The following is a 16,608-nucleotide window of genomic DNA, read 5'->3' as shown; positions in this document are numbered from 1 at the left end:
CTCGACAGGGCTGCGGCTTCGCCCCGTCAGCGCGGGTTGGCGAGGTTGATGGTTTCCAAGTGTTCCGGGACGCGCGCATTCCATCCCAGCTCATGCTTGATGCGCCGCCTGAGCGCGTCGGAGGATGCGGGTTCGCCGTGGGTGATGTAGGTCATGCGCGGCGCCGTCGGGGCCGCCTTCATCCAGCGCAGCAGGAAGTCAGCGTCGGCGTGGGCGGAGAAGCCGTCGATCGCGACGACGTCGGCACGGATCGACACATCCTCACCATAGATGCGAAGCATCCGGCGTCCATCCACCAAGTCCGCACCCCGCGTTCCGCCGGCCTGGTAGCCCGCCAAGACGATGGCGTTCTTCGGGTCCCCGCCATAGGCCGCGATGTGGTGCAGGATCCTGCCACCGGTCAACATGCCGCTGGCGGAAATGATGATCATCGGTCCACCGCGCAGATTGAGCAGCTTTGAATCATCGGCGGTTCGTGTCATCGTGGCCAGCCCGTACATCTGGGCGAACTCCCTGTCGCTGATCCGGTGCTCGTTGCGGTGCTGTTGGTACATTCGCGAGGCGTCGATGGCCATGGGGCTGTTGAGATAGATCGGAATCTCCGGCAGTCTGCCCTTGGCGCGCAGCCGGGAGAGGTGCAGCAGCAGCGTCTCGGCGCGGCCGACGGCGAAGGCGGCAATCAGGACCACGCCGCCGCGTTTGGCCACCGTGTTCACAAGCTCCCCGAGTGCCTCGCCGGGGTCCTCGTCCGGGTGGGATCTGTTGCCGTAGGTCGATTCAGTGACAAGGACGTCCACAGATTCCAAACCCCGCGGCGGAAACATCAGCGGGTCGTCCGCCCGGCCCAGATCCCCAGTGAAGTGGACTGCCACCCCATCGACGTCCAGATGCACCTGGGCGGCGCCCAGGATGTGCCCGGCAGGAACAAATGTTGCCTGCATTCCGGGCGCGGCGTCAAAGGGCGCATCGAAGTCACGGGGGCGGAAGCTCCTGAGCGACTTCACGGCATCTTCGGCCGTGTACAGTGCCGTGGGTGGTTGGTGGATCGAGGATCCGCGCCGCTGGGCATAGCGCGCCTCTTCCTCCAGGAGGTGCCCGCTGTCGGGCAGCAGCAGAGTGCACAACTGGGCGGTCCCCTCGGTGGAATAGATGGGGCCCCTGAATCCATCCCTCACCAGCATCGGCAGGTAGCCGGTGTGGTCCAGATGCGCGTGGGTGATGACGACGGCGTCGATGGAAGACGCCGGAACCGGCAGTGGTGCACGGTTGCGTTCACGCAGCTGCTTGTAGCCCTGAAAGAGGCCGCAGTCGATCAGCACCCTGCGCCCACCGGCGTCGAGCAGATACTTCGACCCCGTCACGGTCTCCGTTCCGCCCAGGAAGCGCAATCGTGGATGTCTTTCAATGGCCATGGTGCGCCTCCCGGTCCACGCTATTCATAGGACACCAGGCCGATGCCGATCTTGTTGTGGACGGCCGTGACGGCCGGCGACGCCCAGGCAGCGTGTTCAGCCTGTTTGCGCTCGGTCCACGAAGGCACCCGGCCAGTCAACGTGACCTCGGTGCCGTTGACGGTGACGGCAATCTTCTCTGCGTCCAATGCGGCGTTCCGTGCCAGCGCGTTCCGGATCCGCACCGACGTGTCCTCGGCCGAGGGCCGGTCTGTCAGAGCCAGACGGTCCTCCACATGGCGGACGCCGGCGATGTTGGCCACGGCACGTGCCACCACGCCACGCTGATAGTTCCACTCCAAGGTCCCTGTCAGCTCGACCGCGCCGTCCCGAATCGTGGCCTGGATGGGTGCGGCCGGCTCGATGCCGAGGGATGCCACAGTTGACCTGACGGCGTCGGCAATATGCGCATCAGTGGCGGGCGTGCCGGCAGTTTCAACGACGAGGTCATCGGCAACCGTCGCGACTCCGCGGACCCGCAGAGCGGCCTTTCCCGCGGCGATGCGCTCCGGAAGGCTGGCGACTGACCCTGACAGCGTGACGGCCCCGTCGTGGACGGACACACCTATGCCGGCACTGTCGACGTCGGGAGTCCATTTCAGCTCATCCATCACATCCGACTGGACCTTCAGGTCAGACTTGGCGGCGGTTCCGGCCATGATGTCGGCTCCTTATGCTGCTTCGGCGCCCCCTGGACGGGGGCTGGCTCCTACCGTCCAGTTCAGCTGTCGTTGCCTGTCGGCGATAGAGGCCAAAGTCCCACCGGACCATGACCTGCCCCGGGGCCTTTGGCCCTAGCCATCAAACCTGAACACGGTGCATGGTCGTATCAGCCGGTCCGTCCAGCAGAAGCCCGGCCCCGCCCGCCTCGTCTCTCCCGAACGGAGCATGATGCATATCCTGGTCCTGAACTGCGGCTCGTCCACCCTCAAGTACCAGCTCCGTTTGGTTGCTGCCTCCGGTGGGTCCGCCTCGGATCAGGTGTTGATGGTCGGATCCGTTGACACCTCGCAGGCCGGAGGTGCTCCCAGCCCCTCCGGTGTCATCGCCGGGGCCGTTGCCGCCATCGCCGCCCAGGCCGGCGCGGTCCTCGGTCAGAAGCACCTCGACGCCGTCGGCCACCGGGTGGTCCATGGCGGGCAGCACTTCTCCACACCAGTTCTGCTGACGGAGGCGGTCGTGGAGCGGTTGCTGGAACTGACCCCGCTGGCGCCCTTGCACAATCCTGCGAGTCTGGCTGCCTTCCGAGCCATCCAAGGGATCTGGCCCAACCTCCCACAGGTGGCCGTCTTCGATACAGCCTTCCACCGAACCATGCCGGAGTCAGCATGGCGCTATGCGTTGCCGGAACCGGTTTATGGCACGTACGGGATCCGCCGGTATGGCTTCCATGGAATCTCTGTGGGCTTTGTTACCGCTGCAGCGGCCAGGCATCTCGATACTCCAGTGGACCGGTTCAATGCGATCGTTGCACATGTCGGCAACGGGGCCTCTGTGACAGCCATCCGCAACGGATCAAGCGTTGACACGTCCATGGGATTCACGCCGATGTCCGGATTGGTCATGGGCACCAGGGCCGGTGATCTGGATGCGGGCATCCTGCTGTTCCTCCTGCGGCAGGGCATGGATTCCCAGGTTTTAGAGACAATCCTCGAACATGGCAGCGGGCTGAAAGCCTTGGCCGGGACCACTGATGTCCGCTCCATCGAAGAGTCGGCCGCCGCGGGCCTGGACTCTGCCCAACTTGCCCTCGACATCGCTGCCTACCGTTTGGCAAAGTATGTCGGGGCCTACCATGTAGCCGTTGGCGGGGCCCGTGCGCTGGTCTTCACCGGCGGGATCGGGGAGCACTCTGCGGTGTTCCGTGCCAACGTGGTCGGCCGGCTCGGAGCCTTGGGCCTGGCCATCGACTCTTCGGCGAACCTGCCCGGCTCCACGGGACCGCGCACCATCAGCACCTCTTCTTCAGCCTTTCCGGTCCTGGTGGTGCCCACGGATGAAGAGCGGGCCATCGCCGAGGCCACCGCTGTTCTGATCAGGACAGCCGCCGGATCGCCGTAGGCACCGGGCCTCCTAGTGCCGGGCACCTCCGCCGCCCACCGACTTGGCCGGAATGCTGAAGCGGGCGGCACGGCGGTGGATGTGGTGGGCACGTCCACGCACCACGGGGACCCGGGATGGTGTTGCGGGCAGCGCAAAGAAGCGCTTCTTGGCCGTCTCCACCAACACCAGGTACAACACCGTCATGGCCAGCAGTGCGAGGAAGAACGGCATCGGGAGCGGGGAAAATCCCAAAATTGCGCCCAATGGGGACAACGGGAGGTAGATGCCCGCGGCCACCACTCCCAGCGTGGCAAGCACCAGCCCCCTTGAAGGACGGCTGCGGAAGAAGGGCACCCGCCGGGTCCTGATGGCAAAAATGATCAAGCTCTGCGTGGCAATCGACTCAATGAACCAGCCTGTCCGGAATTCGCCCGGTGCCGCAGTGAACACGAAGATCATCATTGCGAAGGTGGCAAAGTCAAACAAGGAGCTGATGGGTCCAAAGAGCAGCATGAAGTGGCGGATGGTCGCAATGTTCCAATGCGAGGGTGCCTGGAGCTGCTCAGCATCAACCTTGTCGCCAGGAATCGCCAGCTGGCCTGTGTCATAGAGCAGGTTGTTGAGCAGAATCTGCCCCGGCAGCATGGGCAGGAAGCTCAGGGCAACTGAGGCCGCCGCGGCACTGAACATGTTGCCAAAGTTGCTCGACGTTCCCATCAGGACGTATTTGATGGTGTTGGCAAAGATCTGCCGCCCCACGACAATCCCCTGCGCCAGGACGGCCAGGTCCTTATCCGTCAACACAATGTCCGCTGCGTCTTTGGCCACATCGGTGGCGCTGTCGACAGAGATGCCTACATCGGCGCTGTGCAATGCCAGCGCATCGTTGACCCCATCGCCCAGAAACCCAACAGCCCGCCCGTTGGTGCGCAGGAGCCGGACCACCCGGGCCTTCTGTTCCGGGGAAACACGGGCGAAGACCACTGCGTCGCGGACGGCCATGCCAAGGTCGGCGTCGTCCATGGCGTCAATGTCCACCCCTGCCAGCACCTTCCCCGCCGGCAGCCCCAGATCATGGCACACCTTGGCAGCCACCCTGGCGTTGTCTCCCGTCGCCACTTTGACGGCGACGCCGAGTGACGCCAGCTGCGCCAAGGAATCCCTGGCGCTGGATTTCGGACTATCCAGGAAGACCAGGAATCCGGCCAGCACCAAACCATGTTCGTCCAAGGCGGTGACGGTTTCCTGGCCCGGACATTCCCTGGACGCCACGGCAACCACCCGTGAGCCGGCGTCGAACTGGGCGTCGAGTACCCGCAGCACCTCCGCCGTCGGTGCAGCGCACCGGCCCATGACGTCCTCCGGCGCTCCTTTGGTGATCAGCAGCCTCGTGCCTGTGGCGTCTTGGACCAGAACACTTGTCATCCGGCGGTGGTGGTCGAACGGGAGCAGGCCGATCCTCCGGTAGCCGGCCACGGCGGGAACTGCTCCTGCGGGCGACTCCCACAGGGCTGCGTCCAGGGCATTCTGTCCGACACCCGTGGGGACCCCGTGGTTGTAGTCGGCCTCGGTGGCCAACAGACCAAGTACCGTCAGGGCCGCTGCGTCGCAGCCTTCCGCCGCGGGAATGGCCTCCATGAAACTGATCCGGCCTTCGGTCAGCGTGCCGGTCTTGTCGGTCACAAGCACATCCATGTCCCCTAGGTCCTCGATGCAGACCAGGCGCTTGACCAGGACTCCCCGCAGTGCCAGCTGCCGGGTCCCGGCTGCGAGGCAGGTGCTGACCACTGCGGGGAGCAGCTGGGGGGTGATGCCCACGGCAATGGCAAGGGAGAACAGGAGTGCCTCGATCAGCGGCCGGTGCAGGAGCAGGTTCGCCGCGAAGATCAGGGTCGTCAGCACCGCGGCAACCTGCAACAACAAGTAGGAGAACCGTTTGAGCCCCAACTGGAATTCGGTCTGTGGCTGCCGCTCCCCCAATCCCAGGGCTATCCTGCCAAACTCTGCCTGCCCCCCGGTTGCCACCGCCACGCCGGTGCAGTTTCCGGCTTGGACGATGGTGCCCATGAAGGCGCAGCATGCCAAGTCGGCCAGGGCTGTTGGCCCGGTGACCGGCTCCGTGGCCTTTTGCGCCGGCATCGATTCGCCGGTCAGGATGCTCTCATCGCACAGGAGACCATCGACCTCCAAGAGCCGGAGGTCCGCCGGGACCACGGAACCCAACCCCAGCTGCACGATGTCCCCGGGCACCAGATCAACAACGTCGACGTCCTGGGTGCGGCCGTCGCGCAAGACTACCACCCGGTGTTTGACCAGTGAGTGCAGTGCTTCGGCGGCACGTTCGGCCCGGTATTCGTTCCCAAACCCGAGACCGATGCTGGCAACCAGGATGACTCCGATCACGATGGAATTCGTCGCGTCCCCCAACAGGAACGACACGCAGGCTGTAGCGGCCAGCAGGATCAAGACAGGGCTGCCACATTGCCGCAGGAGCACCTTGGCGGCATTTGCCTTGTGGCCGCGCACAGCGTTTGGCCCATACTGCGCCAATCTGGCCGCCGCTTCAGCACTGCTCAGTCCACGCATTCCGACCTCCAGCGTAGCCAGGACGTCCAGGACACTGGCCTGGGCCATGGCAAAGACTGCATCGGCTGGAGGGGCCTGCATCGCGGCGGCCTCAGCACCTGTTCGGAATGCCCTCATGGGCAGCACCGCCCGTCCGCTCGCGCAGGCATCGACGAAGACCCATCATCTGTCCCATGGTTCCCGGCTGCGGTGCGAACCAACAGGGCCCAACGGCCCTAACGTTGCCGGATCCGCTGTGCGAGCGTAGGAGAGAAGGCGCATCCCTGTGCAGAAATCCGCCACCAGGCCAGCCATCGGAGAGAACAATGAACGATCCAGCCCTGTCCGCCACCGCCGCCGCAGGCACGGGCGCCCCCCTGCCCACGGCGGAACTGGAGCTGATGAACCGGTACTGGCAGGCGGCAAACTACCTCACTGTGGCACAAATCTATCTTCAGGAGAACGTGCTGCTTCGCGATCCCCTCCAGCCGGGGGACATCAAGAGCCGCCTGCTCGGCCACTGGGGAACCAGCCCCGGACTCTCGCTCGTCTACGTCCACCTGAACCGGCTCATCCGCAACACCGGAGCCCGTCTGCTATTCGTCGCCGGCCCCGGCCATGGGGGTCCGGCCGTGGTGGCCAACATCTATCTCGAGGGCAGCTACACAGACATCTACCCCTCGATCTCCCGCGACACCGAAGGGCTGCGAAAGCTCGCCCGGCAGTTCTCCACCCCGGGCGGCATTTCCAGTCATGTCGGTCCGGCAACGCCAGGATCCATCCACGAGGGAGGCGAACTAGGGTACTCGCTCATGCATGCCACGGGCGCCGTCATGGACTCGCCGGAGCTGATCGCCGTCTGCGTAGTCGGAGATGGAGAGGCGGAGACCGCACCACTGGAGGGATCGTGGAAGGCTCCCGCCTTCCTCAACCCCGTGCGTGACGGTGCCGTGCTGCCGGTCCTGCACTTGAACGGCTACAAAATTTCCGGCCCCACGGTGCTTGGCCGGCGGAGCGACGAGGACGTTGCCGCGCTGCTGCGGGCGCACGGCTGGGATCCGGTGGTCGTTTCCGGCGAAGACCCTCGCCGGGTCCATGCGGCGATGGCTGCCGCCGTCGACGGCGCCTACACACGCATCCGCCAGATCCAGCGCCAGGCAAGGATCAGCAAAACCGATGCGATTCCCTTATGGCCGGCCATCATCCTCCGCACACCCAAGGGATGGACCGGCCCCCACACCGTCGACGGGGTGTTGGTCGAGGGAACCTTCCGCTCCCACCAGGTTCCACTGTCGGGAGTGCGGGACAACCCGGCGCATCTGGCCCAATTGGAACAATGGATGCGTTCCTACCATCCGGAGGAATTGTTCGATGAGGCAGGCCGATTGACACCGGAGCTGGCGGCGCTGGCGCCCGAAGGTGACCTGCGCATGGGGTCAGCTCCACCGGCCAACGGCGGCAGCACGGCCGGTGTCCTGGGCCTGCGCCCGCTGGAGAGCTACGCCTTGCACATCACCAGCCCCGGCACCCTTATGGCCGAAACCACCCGACCCCTGGGCCAACTGTTAAGGGACATCTATCTGGACACCGCGGCAGACCCTCGGTTCCGGCTGTTCTGCCCCGACGAAACCAACAGCAACAGGCTGGGGGCCGTCTTCGAAGCCACCAACCGGTGCCTGATGGAACCGGGGCGCGACGTCGGTGACAGGGTGTCGCCGGATGGCCGGGTGATGGAGGTTCTTTCCGAGCACCTGTGCCAGGGCTGGCTGGAGGGGTACCTGCTCACCGGCAGGTACGGGCTCTTTGCCAGCTATGAGGCCTTCGCCATGGTCAGCGCCTCGATGACGGTGCAGCATGCCAAGTGGCTCCAACATGCCAGAGAGGTCCCTTGGCGCCGGCCGGTGCCCAGTTTGAACATGCTCCTCACCTCCACCTGCTGGCGCAATGACCACAATGGGTTCAGCCATCAAGGCCCGGGCCTGATCGACACCGTCCTGTCCCTCTCGGGCACTGTCATCCGCGTCTACCTGCCTCCGGATGCCAACACCCTCCTCGCCGCCGCTGAACACTGCTTGACCAGCCACGACTATGTCAATTTGCTCGTTGTCGACAAGCAGTCCCACCCCCAATATCTCGATCTGGCCCAGGCACGCCTCCATGCGGCAGCCGGCGCGTCCGTTTGGAAGTGGGCCGGCAACGACGACGGCGACGGCGCTCCGGACATCGTCCTGGCCTGTGCCGGGGACGTCCCAACGGAGGAGACCCTGGCGGCCGCCTGGTTGCTGCAAACATACATGCCAGCCCTGCGGGTCCGGGTGGTCAACATCATGGATGTGCTCAAGCTGGTGCCGCCGGACGCCCACCCGCACGGACTGTCGCCGGCGGCCTTCGAGAAGTTGTTCACCGCAGACACTGACGTCGTTGTCGCTTGGCACGGCTATGCCCGGGCCTTCCACCAACTCCTCCACGGCAGACCAAACCCGCAGAGGTTCCATGTGCGCGGCTACACCGAGCAGGGCACCACCACCACGCCATTCGACATGGTGGTCTTGAACCGGATGAGCCGCTACCACCTCGTCCTGGCGGCGCTTGATCGGCTGCACGGCAGCTTTGATGGATCCGGTGAACTGTCCCAGTACTGCACACTGATGCTCGCCCGTCATGAGGCCTACGTCCACGAATTCTTCCAAGACATGCCTGAAGTCCGCCGCTGGGCGTGGTCCCCGCCCACCGCGTGATCCGCCAGCTGGCCGGGAATTGTCTGGACCATCGAAGCATTGATTCCGCCCAGTGTTCTCAAAGAATCCTCCAAGGAACCACCCGCACAATTGACTGAAAGATGTCGTCGAACCTGGAGGCAGGAGCAGGAAATGCATCCATGCGCAGGCAAACCGTGCCCCTGCCTCGCCGGTGCACCCTACTCACCGGAGATCCCGTAGTGACGGCGCGGAAGGCGCCGGCATTGCGGCCCCTGGCCGACGCGGTGAACCGCGAGCGGCGCGTGCGCCTGAGGCGCAGGCTGCGGATGGCCGACGGCATTGCCGTTCTCTGCTGGCTCTCTGCTGCGGTGGCGGTGGCGCTCTACATTGCCTACGGCGGCCTGGCTGGCATCGCTGATCCCGGGGCTGCCGTCAGCGCAGCGGGAGTGCTTGCCGGTTTGGCCGGGACCGACCTGATCCTGATCATGCTGGTCCTTGCCGCGCGCATTCCGCTCCTGGATAGAGCCATCGGCCAGGACATTGCGATGGCGTGGCACCGTCGGCTCGGAAAACCCGCCCTGTATCTAATCCTGGCACATGTGGTCCTGCTGACGGCCGGCTACGCGCTCGGCGACGGTTCCACCGTTGCGGACGAAACCGTTGTCCTCTTCAATACCCCGGACATGGCCATCGCCTATCTGGGGCTTGGGCTGCTCGTTGTGGTGGTGGTGTCCTCGCTCATTGCCGTCCGGCTGCGCTTTCCCTATGAGGCATGGCACCTGATCCACATGGTCAGCTACGTGGCGGTCCTCGTTGCTGTACCCCACCAGCTCAGCATCGGCGGTGTCCTGGCCGACGGCACCGGTGCACGCCTCTATTGGATCGGCCTGTACGTGCTGGCCTTTGGCTCCATCCTTTGGTTCCGCTTTGCCCTGCCCATGTGGCGGTCGCACCGCCACCAGATCCGCGTCAGCGCGGTGGAACGGATTGCGCCAGGCGTTGTCTCCATCCACCTGACCGGAATTGCTCTGGACCGGCTTGGTACGGCGGGCGGGCAGTACGCCATTTGGCGATTCTGGACCGCCCAGACTTGGTGGCATGCACACCCGATCTCCTTCTCAGCAGTCCCCACACGGTCGACGGCGCGCATCACTGTTCGCGATCTGGGACGCGGAAGCGCCGGCATCTCCCGGGTTCGTGTTGGCACCCGCGTCTCCGTCGAGGGACCCTATGGACTCTTCACCACAGCTGCGCGGAGCGCTCCCTATCTGGCCGTCGTGGCGGCCGGCATCGGAACCACCCCGATCCGGGCGATGCTGGAAGATTCCCGGCTGGGCCCCGGCGAGGCGACGGTGCTGTTGCGTGCCACGGACGATTCGCAGAACTACTTGTGGGGCGAAGTAGCCGCGCTGACCCGGTCGGTCAATTGCCACGTATATTCCATGGTTGGCCGGCGCCCTCCGGGCCTCGCGACGTGGCTCTCGGAACAGGCGCTGGCCTCTGGTGTGACTCTGGCGTCCGTGTTTCCCCGGCTCGCAGAATCGGACCTTTATGTCTGCGGACCGCAATCGTGGGCCGACCTGGTGGTCAGGGACGCCAAGAACGCGGGTCTGCCCGCCCACAGAATCCACGTCGAAAGATTTGACTGGTGAGAGTACGGGCCATCCTTGGGGCTCTGGTGTCATCCACCGTCGTTTTGGTGGTGGCATGGCAGCTGGGCGAGCAGGCCCACCTGTCCTCAACCAATGGCGTGGTGGCCGTCCAGGTGCCCACCGGGTCGCCCGGGGCTGCTGCGGCCACACCCCCGCCGTCTGCCGCGACGGCGCCGTCCGCGGCTGTTCTGCCTCCCGTCGCAGCCGCCGCCTCGGGAACCTATGTGGGGGCGAGCATCCCCACCCGGTTTGGGAATGTACAGGTCCAGATCACTGTGTCCTCAGGAACCATCACCGACGTCACAGCCCTCCACCTAACCGACGCAGACGGCAAGTCCCGCCAGATCAGCAACAGGGCAGCCCCGGTCCTCCGTGCAGAAGTACTGGCTGCCCAGTCGGCGCATGTCAACGGGGTTTCAGGGGCGACCTACACCACGGACGGATACGTCCAATCGTTGCAGTCGGCCATCGACCAGGAAAAGTAGCCGTTCATGGCCACCGAGACATTTGAAACGATGGGGACGGTCGTCAGCATCGCCTTCCCCGCCACACCTCCCACGCCCGATGTGATGGAACAGGTGCGCGGATCATTTTCGAGCTTGGATCAAAGGTTCAGCCTCTACCGGCCATTATCGGAGATCAGCCGGGTGGCGCGCGGAGAATTAACCGTGCCACAGACAGGACCAGCGTTCCGTGATGCCTATGCCCAGGCCCTGCACTGGCGTTCTTTGACCCATGGCGCGTTCACTCCCCACCGGCCCGACGGCGTCATTGACCTCTCCGGCCTTGTCAAAGCCCACGCCATTGATGCCGCCGGGCGGGTTCTGCTCCGCGCCGGCGTGCCGGACTGGATGATCAATGCCGGAGGAGACATTCTGGCCCATGGTTCGGCAAAAGGGCAGGCCTGGCGGGTGGGGATCGTGGACCCGTCAAACCGTTTGGCCCTGCTGGCCGCTGTTGAACTCACCGGCCCCTGGTCCGCCATCGCGACATCGGGCACGTCGGAACGAGGCGACCACATCTGGCGCCTGCCCCACGCCACCGGGTTCTCGCAGGTGTCGGTGCTGGCCCGGGACATTGTCAGTGCCGATGTGCTGGCCACCGCGATTCTGGCCGGTGGTGTTGAAACGCTCAACCATGCCACCGATTCCTGGGACATCGACGCCGTGTGCACCGACGCGGCCGGATCCCTGACCATGACCGGTCGCGTACGTCGCCGGCTCACCGACCCTGACCATCAGGGACGGGGATGGGTTCCTAGTACAAATCGTCCGACGTCAGCTCATCGTTTTCCACGCCGCGATGAATTCGGCGGCCCGTGATTGCCGTAGGGATGATCTCCACAAAAACCCGTTTTCTGATGGCTGTCATCGGTTTGCGGTGTAGGGTTTCGGCAGCTTCGATGTCAGCTGCTGATTCCAGCCACCTGGCCTTGCCCTTGACCACCACGCTCCACACGGAGTTGATGCCGATGCCGTCAGCTTCCAACGCAACATTCTCGTTGACGGTGAGGCCGAACAACTTGTCGCCGGGGTTTGTTGCAAATAGGATCCTGCCATCGTGGGCGAGGAAGTTGACGGGATAGATCTCCGGCAGGTTGTTGACACTCAAGGCCAGCCTGCCCAGCGACGCACCAAGCAGTACATTCCAGCATTCTTCCTCGTCAAGCACTTCTGTAGGGTTCAGCGCATCGGGTGTCATCGTTGGTCCTTTCAAGGCTCAAGCATTTTTCATCATGGAGTGGTCTGCCCGCTGGCAGTCCAGAGAGTGCGTCATTGTCCACTATCCTCTCGCATCGAGATCCCGCCATTCGGTTACGTTGACGGCGTGATGGGGCGGATCCGCGTGATGATCGTGGGGCAAGGCAGATGGGCAAGGACCGTGTGGGCAGTTGAGCCGAGAAGGAGCCTCTTGAAACTACCTCGACCCCGGCTGCCGAGGACCAGCAGCTGGGCATTCGAGGCTGCCTGCGCCAGGGCCGCCGCCGGCTCGTTGCCGGTTTCCAGGACCTGGTGCACCACAAGGTCGGGATACTTGTCGCGTAGGCCGGCAGCGGTTTCCGCCAACACCAGACGCTCCTCCTCTTGGATGATGGTGGCGAAGTTGCTCTCCGGCATGCCCTTCTCCACACGGGGAGCCGGGCTTCGAAATGCGTGCAGCACCGTTAAATCCTGGCCGCCGCGGTCCGCTTCGGCGGCGGCGAAGGCCACCGCCTGGGTGGATTCTTCCGAGCCGTCCACCCCTACCACGACCCCGTGTCTGTCGTTGTCGTCGTGTTCACCGACGACGGCCACCGGGCACGCAGCCACGGCGGCAATCTGCAGGGCACGATCGGCCACGGGCCCCTCCGGCCACGCATGCCCCGAACCAACCACCACCATGGAAGCCTTCTTGGACCAGTGCCGCAGGCTGTAGCCGGGGCTGCCAAAGACCAGCTTCGCGTTGACCTCAACGGAAGGCTCGACGACGGCGGCACGGGCCTTGGCACGTTCGAGCAGGTCCAGACCGTGCTTCCTGAGCACCTCGCTGAACTCGATGGACTGGTACGTCCAACGGTCATCGAGGACGTGCACGAGCAGCACCGGCGTCTTTAGCCTTGCGGCCCGGCGCATGGCCCACGCCACGGCTTCCTCACTGGCCCGGGAATCGTTGATTCCGACGACAATTGGATCCTTCATGGCGATCCCTGGTCTTCCTGCAGAAGTACACGCCACCGTCGTGGCTCTAGTTCCTCCAGTCTTTGTCACGCGGCCCATGCCGGTAAGGGTCAGAAGTCCTGATTCAGCCTCCATTCCCGAAGCCAGTCCTGCAATTGTCGGTTCAACGCTGAAGCGCTGTTGTTCGGCCTGCACGCCAGGCCCAGGAATGCCGACTGACCGGCCGGCGAGTGGTCGCTCCTCAGCCGGCACACCAAAAGTCGATGGGCTACCCGCCGCTGCGCAGTTCGGATGAGTGCTCCACGAGCGTAACCTCATACCCCGACCTGCGAATCCAGTACGCCAGGGACGGATTGGCAATGCCTGCACCAACGAACACGACCCTCACCAGGGAATCCTTCCCGCGCAGATTTGATCTGCGGTCCTAACTGGTGGTCTACAGGTTCGCCGCGTGAATATTTGGCATGAATTGCCCCGGCGAGGCCGGCGTACCCCTGGTGTTGGGTGGCTGTGGTGTCGGGTGTTTGAATGGGCACATGGCTGATCGCAGCGTACTCGTCTCCGGCGCCGGCATTGCCGGCTTGACCGCCGCGTTCTGGCTGGCGAAGGCCGGTTGGTCGGTCACGATCGTTGAACGGGCAGCAGGCGCACGATCTAGCGGCAGCCCTGTCGACGTCCGCGCCGGAGCGGTCGCCATTGCACGGCAGATGGGCATCTGGCCGCGCCTGGAGGATGCTGCCACAGGCGTCGAACGCCTGGTCTTCGTCAACGCCGACGGACGACCCCAGGCCACGATCCGCACCCGACAACGCGCCAACCACCACGAGGAGGTCGAGGTCGCACGCAATGACCTCGTCGGTCTGTTGCTCGAGAAAGCCAGAGAGAACAGCCACATCATCCGAGACGACTCAATCGCTGCCCTACACCACGACGAAGGCGGAACCGACGTCGAGTTTCAGCGGAGCCCTTCCGGCCGCTTCGACCTGGTCATCGGAGCCGACGGACTCCACTCCGGCGTTCGGCGCCTGGCATTCGGCCCCGAAGAACAGTTTTCCCGCCCATTGGGCATGTTCGTTGGCACCGTGCGCGCCCCTGTCCCAATCGAGGACCCCCGCAGCGTGCTGTTGTACAACGAACCGGGAACCTCCCTGACCATCCATCCGGCAGGTGGGAAGCCCGGGTTCGCGTTCATCTTCCGTGGGCAACACGCATTCGACCACCGCGACGCGGACCAAGGAAGGCGCCTCGTCGAATCCACCTATGCCGGAGGCGGATGGCTCACCACGTTTGCACTGAAGGAATGGGGTGCGTCCGACGACAGGTACTTCGACGCCGTCACCCGTATCGACGTGCCCCAGTGGGCCGCCGGCCGCGTGGTGCTGCTCGGTGACGCAGCAAGTTGCATCTCGCTCTTCGGTGAAGGCTCCAGCAGTGCAATCGTCGGGGCCAAGACCCTCACCGACGCGCTTGCCGCCCACCCAAACGACCACGCCGCCGCGTTCGCCTGCTATGAAAACACCCACCGCAAACACATCCGGCCGCTGCAACGTAGCGCCACCATCGCATCGCGCCTTCTGGTGCCCCAGACCCGATCAGGCATCACGGTCCGCAACACGGTGCTTAACGCGCTCCCCTTCGAGCACAAGGTGCGAACCGCCCCCTCGAGCGATTCCCACTGATAGACAGCGCCCCTACCGGGCCGGCAGCCTGCCGCTGACAGCCCATACCATTGACCATTGCCTGGTCCCGTTCGCTCTTTCTAATGCCAAGCTTGTCTCGAAACGGCATATGATCCCGTCAGGGAGCTCGCTGGTACAGACGGTGCACGGATGTCCGTCCTGAAACCGGTGCTCTCGACTCCGGTATGCCCTCGGTGTCTCTGCTCCAATCCAGGGCGGCGGGTGTCCGCCGCCTCGTGGGGAGCTGATCCACGGCCGATCGAGATCGAGAGTCCGGGCTCCCCGTTCTGTGTGGATCGGTATCGGAGAAGCATCTGGCAGGTTCTCCGGCGCCGCGGCCATATATGCGTTGCGTGGGCGGCATGTCCCAACTTCGGCCAGCCGGATCGGTGGGCAACCGGACCACAATGATTGCCTCGCCCACTCCCCCGGACACCGCCGGATCCGCCCTCCCGGCAAGAGCCCAAATTCAGGCAGTCATGCAGGGTGGGGGAATTGACCCGATGAAGTGGGTACGACAGTCAAGCAGGACCCAAAAGGCGAACGTGGCCGCGGGGCCCAAACAGGGTGGAAAGGAATTCAAAGAAGTTCGCGCAACATCATGTTGTTGGCGCCCCTTCGAACGATGAACAGGTATCGGGCAGAAAACCGAACCAGAACCCCAGGAATCGAGGACCCGCAGTGATCAGCACCCAGCGCAACCCACACGCCATGAGCCCGTAAAACAGGGCCGACCGGCCTCGCCAAGTGGACTTCGTGTCAACACTTTGGCGGGTTTTGTCCACAGTCAGAGGCCCAAAGGGCCCCTGACCTGCGGAAACACTGTGCCCGAGGTGGGACTCGAACGGGACTGCCCCTGCAAACACTGGGAACTTCAGCAAACATGCCGAATCCGGGCCAGTCCGGCACCGGTACGGCCGAGTCCGGCGGCAAGGGGTGTTGACACTGTCAACACCCCTTGCTCGCTTGTACAACGTGAAGAGATGCCTTTGAACGTCCACTCGGAGTGGGACCTTGAGATATGGCCAGGGTCTGGACACAATCGGGCGCTGCCTACCGCGGGATGAGATGCGCGGCGATCATGGCCGCACTGCGCTCCAAGGTGACGTTGCCGGCGGCCACACCGACGACGAGGTCAAACCCCTCGTCCGTGGTGAAGTTGTGCCGGTGGCCGTTGATCCAGAGCATCAGGGCCATCAACGTCCAAGCAGTGCGCTTGTTGCCATCGATGAGCGGGTGGAACCGTGCCACGGATTCAAGCAGCGCCGCGGCCTTCATGGGCAGCTGGGGATATGCCTCCACACCCATGACCGTGGTCGCGGGGCGTGCCAGGGCCGATGCAAGGAGCCCAATGTCCCGGATGTGGAAGCCATACCGGTCGACCACCTGCAGCGCATCCTCAATTTCGAGGTACGAACTCATGCATCCTCAAGGCGTTTGAGCAGTTCTCCGTCATGGCTCATGACGAAGTCCATGCCCGCGCTGATGTCGCGGCTGCGGTTGTGGCGCTGGAGGACGAGTTCGGCGCCCTGAAGCAGCAGCGCGGATTTGGAGGTGTGCTCTTCTGCGGCCAGCTGCTCAAGGCGGCGGTCAAGGTCTTCGGGAACACGCAAATTCATGGCCATACCCAATGGTACCAATTCGGTACCTCAAATCAAATCTTCATGAAGGAGGAACAACGCAGGCGTCTTGCCCGCGCCCCAACCGGCTTAGGCCGCGGAACGTCACGCCGCGGGGCGGACCTCCCCCGATGGACGAACATGAGGGATCAACCTGAGGCGGTGATCAGGAAGTGAATGACCAGATCACAGTGACCGCGCCACAGCCAGGAAATCTCGAAATTCTTCCCGCCTGATCATGTT

13 protein-coding genes are annotated in these 16,608 nt (G+C 64.3%); 6 read left to right on the top strand and 7 right to left on the bottom strand.

Annotated elements, in window-relative coordinates; genetic code table 11:
• Positions 1-26: 26 nt before the first annotated feature.
• The gene (locus K254_RS0104770; RefSeq protein ID WP_026554404.1) at positions 27-1,412 is read right to left on the bottom strand and encodes an MBL fold metallo-hydrolase RNA specificity domain-containing protein; all 1,386 of its coding nucleotides are present in this window, start codon (positions 1,410-1,412) and stop codon (positions 27-29) included.
• 20 nt (positions 1,413-1,432) lie between these two features.
• Entirely contained in the window at positions 1,433-2,110 is a 678-nt protein-coding gene (locus K254_RS0104765; RefSeq protein ID WP_026554403.1) for a BON domain-containing protein, read from the bottom strand.
• 229 nt (positions 2,111-2,339) lie between these two features.
• Here K254_RS0104765 and K254_RS0104760 point away from each other — a divergent pair, with 229 nt between their 5' ends.
• Entirely contained in the window at positions 2,340-3,512 is a 1,173-nt protein-coding gene (locus K254_RS0104760) for an acetate/propionate family kinase (RefSeq protein WP_331271226.1), read from the top strand.
• Positions 3,513-3,524: 12 nt separating this feature from the next.
• Here the strand turns inward: K254_RS0104760 and mgtA are convergent, their stop codons facing one another.
• The gene (gene mgtA, locus K254_RS21795; RefSeq protein WP_051388833.1) at positions 3,525-6,161 is read right to left on the bottom strand and encodes a magnesium-translocating P-type ATPase; all 2,637 of its coding nucleotides are present in this window, start codon (positions 6,159-6,161) and stop codon (positions 3,525-3,527) included.
• Positions 6,162-6,385: 224 nt separating this feature from the next.
• Here mgtA and K254_RS0104750 point away from each other — a divergent pair, with 224 nt between their 5' ends.
• The 4 genes from K254_RS0104750 to K254_RS25230 all read left to right on the top strand — a co-directional run bounded on the left by K254_RS0104750 (position 6,386) and on the right by K254_RS25230 (position 11,732).
• On the top strand, positions 6,386-8,797 hold the full coding sequence (locus K254_RS0104750; protein WP_081709899.1) for a phosphoketolase family protein: 2,412 nt from the start codon (positions 6,386-6,388) through the stop codon (positions 8,795-8,797).
• Positions 8,798-8,997: 200 nt separating this feature from the next.
• Positions 8,998-10,410, top strand: coding sequence for a ferredoxin reductase family protein (locus tag K254_RS0104745; protein ID WP_196810875.1), 1,413 nt, complete (start codon positions 8,998-9,000; stop codon positions 10,408-10,410).
• The gene (locus K254_RS0104740) at positions 10,407-10,895 is read left to right on the top strand and encodes an FMN-binding protein (protein WP_026554399.1); all 489 of its coding nucleotides are present in this window, start codon (positions 10,407-10,409) and stop codon (positions 10,893-10,895) included. Before K254_RS0104745 ends, K254_RS0104740 begins: the two co-directional genes overlap by 4 nt.
• Before the next feature lie 6 nt (positions 10,896-10,901).
• Complete coding sequence (locus K254_RS25230; RefSeq protein WP_231391746.1) at positions 10,902-11,732, top strand: FAD:protein FMN transferase; 831 nt, start codon at positions 10,902-10,904, stop codon at positions 11,730-11,732.
• On the opposite strand, the gene K254_RS0104730 is transcribed toward K254_RS25230, so the two are convergent.
• Together K254_RS0104730 and K254_RS0104725 are read right to left on the bottom strand one after the other, a co-directional pair.
• A complete protein-coding gene (locus K254_RS0104730; protein WP_026554397.1) occupies positions 11,668-12,111 on the bottom strand; it encodes a pyridoxamine 5'-phosphate oxidase family protein in 444 nt (147 codons plus the stop codon). The genes K254_RS25230 and K254_RS0104730 overlap by 65 nt on opposite strands.
• Positions 12,112-12,224: 113 nt before the next feature.
• A complete protein-coding gene (locus K254_RS0104725; protein WP_035749011.1) occupies positions 12,225-13,088 on the bottom strand; it encodes a universal stress protein in 864 nt (287 codons plus the stop codon).
• Positions 13,089-13,603: 515 nt separating this feature from the next.
• Here K254_RS0104725 and K254_RS21790 point away from each other — a divergent pair.
• Positions 13,604-14,746: an FAD-dependent oxidoreductase gene (locus K254_RS21790; protein WP_051388830.1), complete on the top strand. Its 1,143-nt coding sequence runs from the start codon at positions 13,604-13,606 to the stop codon at positions 14,744-14,746.
• Positions 14,747-15,799: 1,053 nt separating this feature from the next.
• Here the strand turns inward: K254_RS21790 and K254_RS0104715 are convergent.
• Together K254_RS0104715 and K254_RS0104710 are read right to left on the bottom strand one after the other, a co-directional pair.
• Positions 15,800-16,168 (bottom strand): type II toxin-antitoxin system death-on-curing family toxin, encoded by a 369-nt coding sequence (locus K254_RS0104715; RefSeq protein WP_026554395.1) that lies wholly within the window; start codon positions 16,166-16,168, stop codon positions 15,800-15,802.
• Complete coding sequence (locus K254_RS0104710) at positions 16,165-16,365, bottom strand: ribbon-helix-helix protein, CopG family (RefSeq protein WP_026554394.1); 201 nt, start codon at positions 16,363-16,365, stop codon at positions 16,165-16,167. Before K254_RS0104710 ends, K254_RS0104715 begins: the two co-directional genes overlap by 4 nt.
• Between the last annotated feature and the right edge of the window lie 243 nt (positions 16,366-16,608).

Origin of the sequence: Arthrobacter sp. 35W, from assembly GCF_000482545.1 — a bacterium.
Taxonomy (GTDB): Bacteria; Actinomycetota; Actinomycetes; order Actinomycetales; family Micrococcaceae; genus Specibacter.
Note: the sequence above shows the minus strand (reverse complement) of the source record. Positions and strands in the feature narration are given on the sequence as shown.

Coding starts and splice junctions, on each gene's coding strand:
- K254_RS0104750 (WP_081709899.1), top strand. CDS start 6,386: ATGAACGATCCAGCCCTGTCCGCCACCGCCGCCGCAGGCACGGGCGCC.
- K254_RS0104765 (WP_026554403.1), bottom strand. CDS start 2,110: ATGGCCGGAACCGCCGCCAAGTCTGACCTGAAGGTCCAGTCGGATGTG.
- K254_RS0104730 (WP_026554397.1), bottom strand. CDS start 12,111: ATGACACCCGATGCGCTGAACCCTACAGAAGTGCTTGACGAGGAAGAA.
- K254_RS25230 (WP_231391746.1), top strand. CDS start 10,902: ATGGCCACCGAGACATTTGAAACGATGGGGACGGTCGTCAGCATCGCC.
- K254_RS0104760 (WP_331271226.1), top strand. CDS start 2,340: ATGATGCATATCCTGGTCCTGAACTGCGGCTCGTCCACCCTCAAGTAC.
- K254_RS0104710 (WP_026554394.1), bottom strand. CDS start 16,365: ATGAATTTGCGTGTTCCCGAAGACCTTGACCGCCGCCTTGAGCAGCTG.
- mgtA (WP_051388833.1), bottom strand. CDS start 6,161: ATGCAGGCCCCTCCAGCCGATGCAGTCTTTGCCATGGCCCAGGCCAGT.
- K254_RS21790 (WP_051388830.1), top strand. CDS start 13,604: ATGGCTGATCGCAGCGTACTCGTCTCCGGCGCCGGCATTGCCGGCTTG.
- K254_RS0104725 (WP_035749011.1), bottom strand. CDS start 13,088: ATGAAGGATCCAATTGTCGTCGGAATCAACGATTCCCGGGCCAGTGAG.
- K254_RS0104715 (WP_026554395.1), bottom strand. CDS start 16,168: ATGAGTTCGTACCTCGAAATTGAGGATGCGCTGCAGGTGGTCGACCGG.
- K254_RS0104770 (WP_026554404.1), bottom strand. CDS start 1,412: ATGGCCATTGAAAGACATCCACGATTGCGCTTCCTGGGCGGAACGGAG.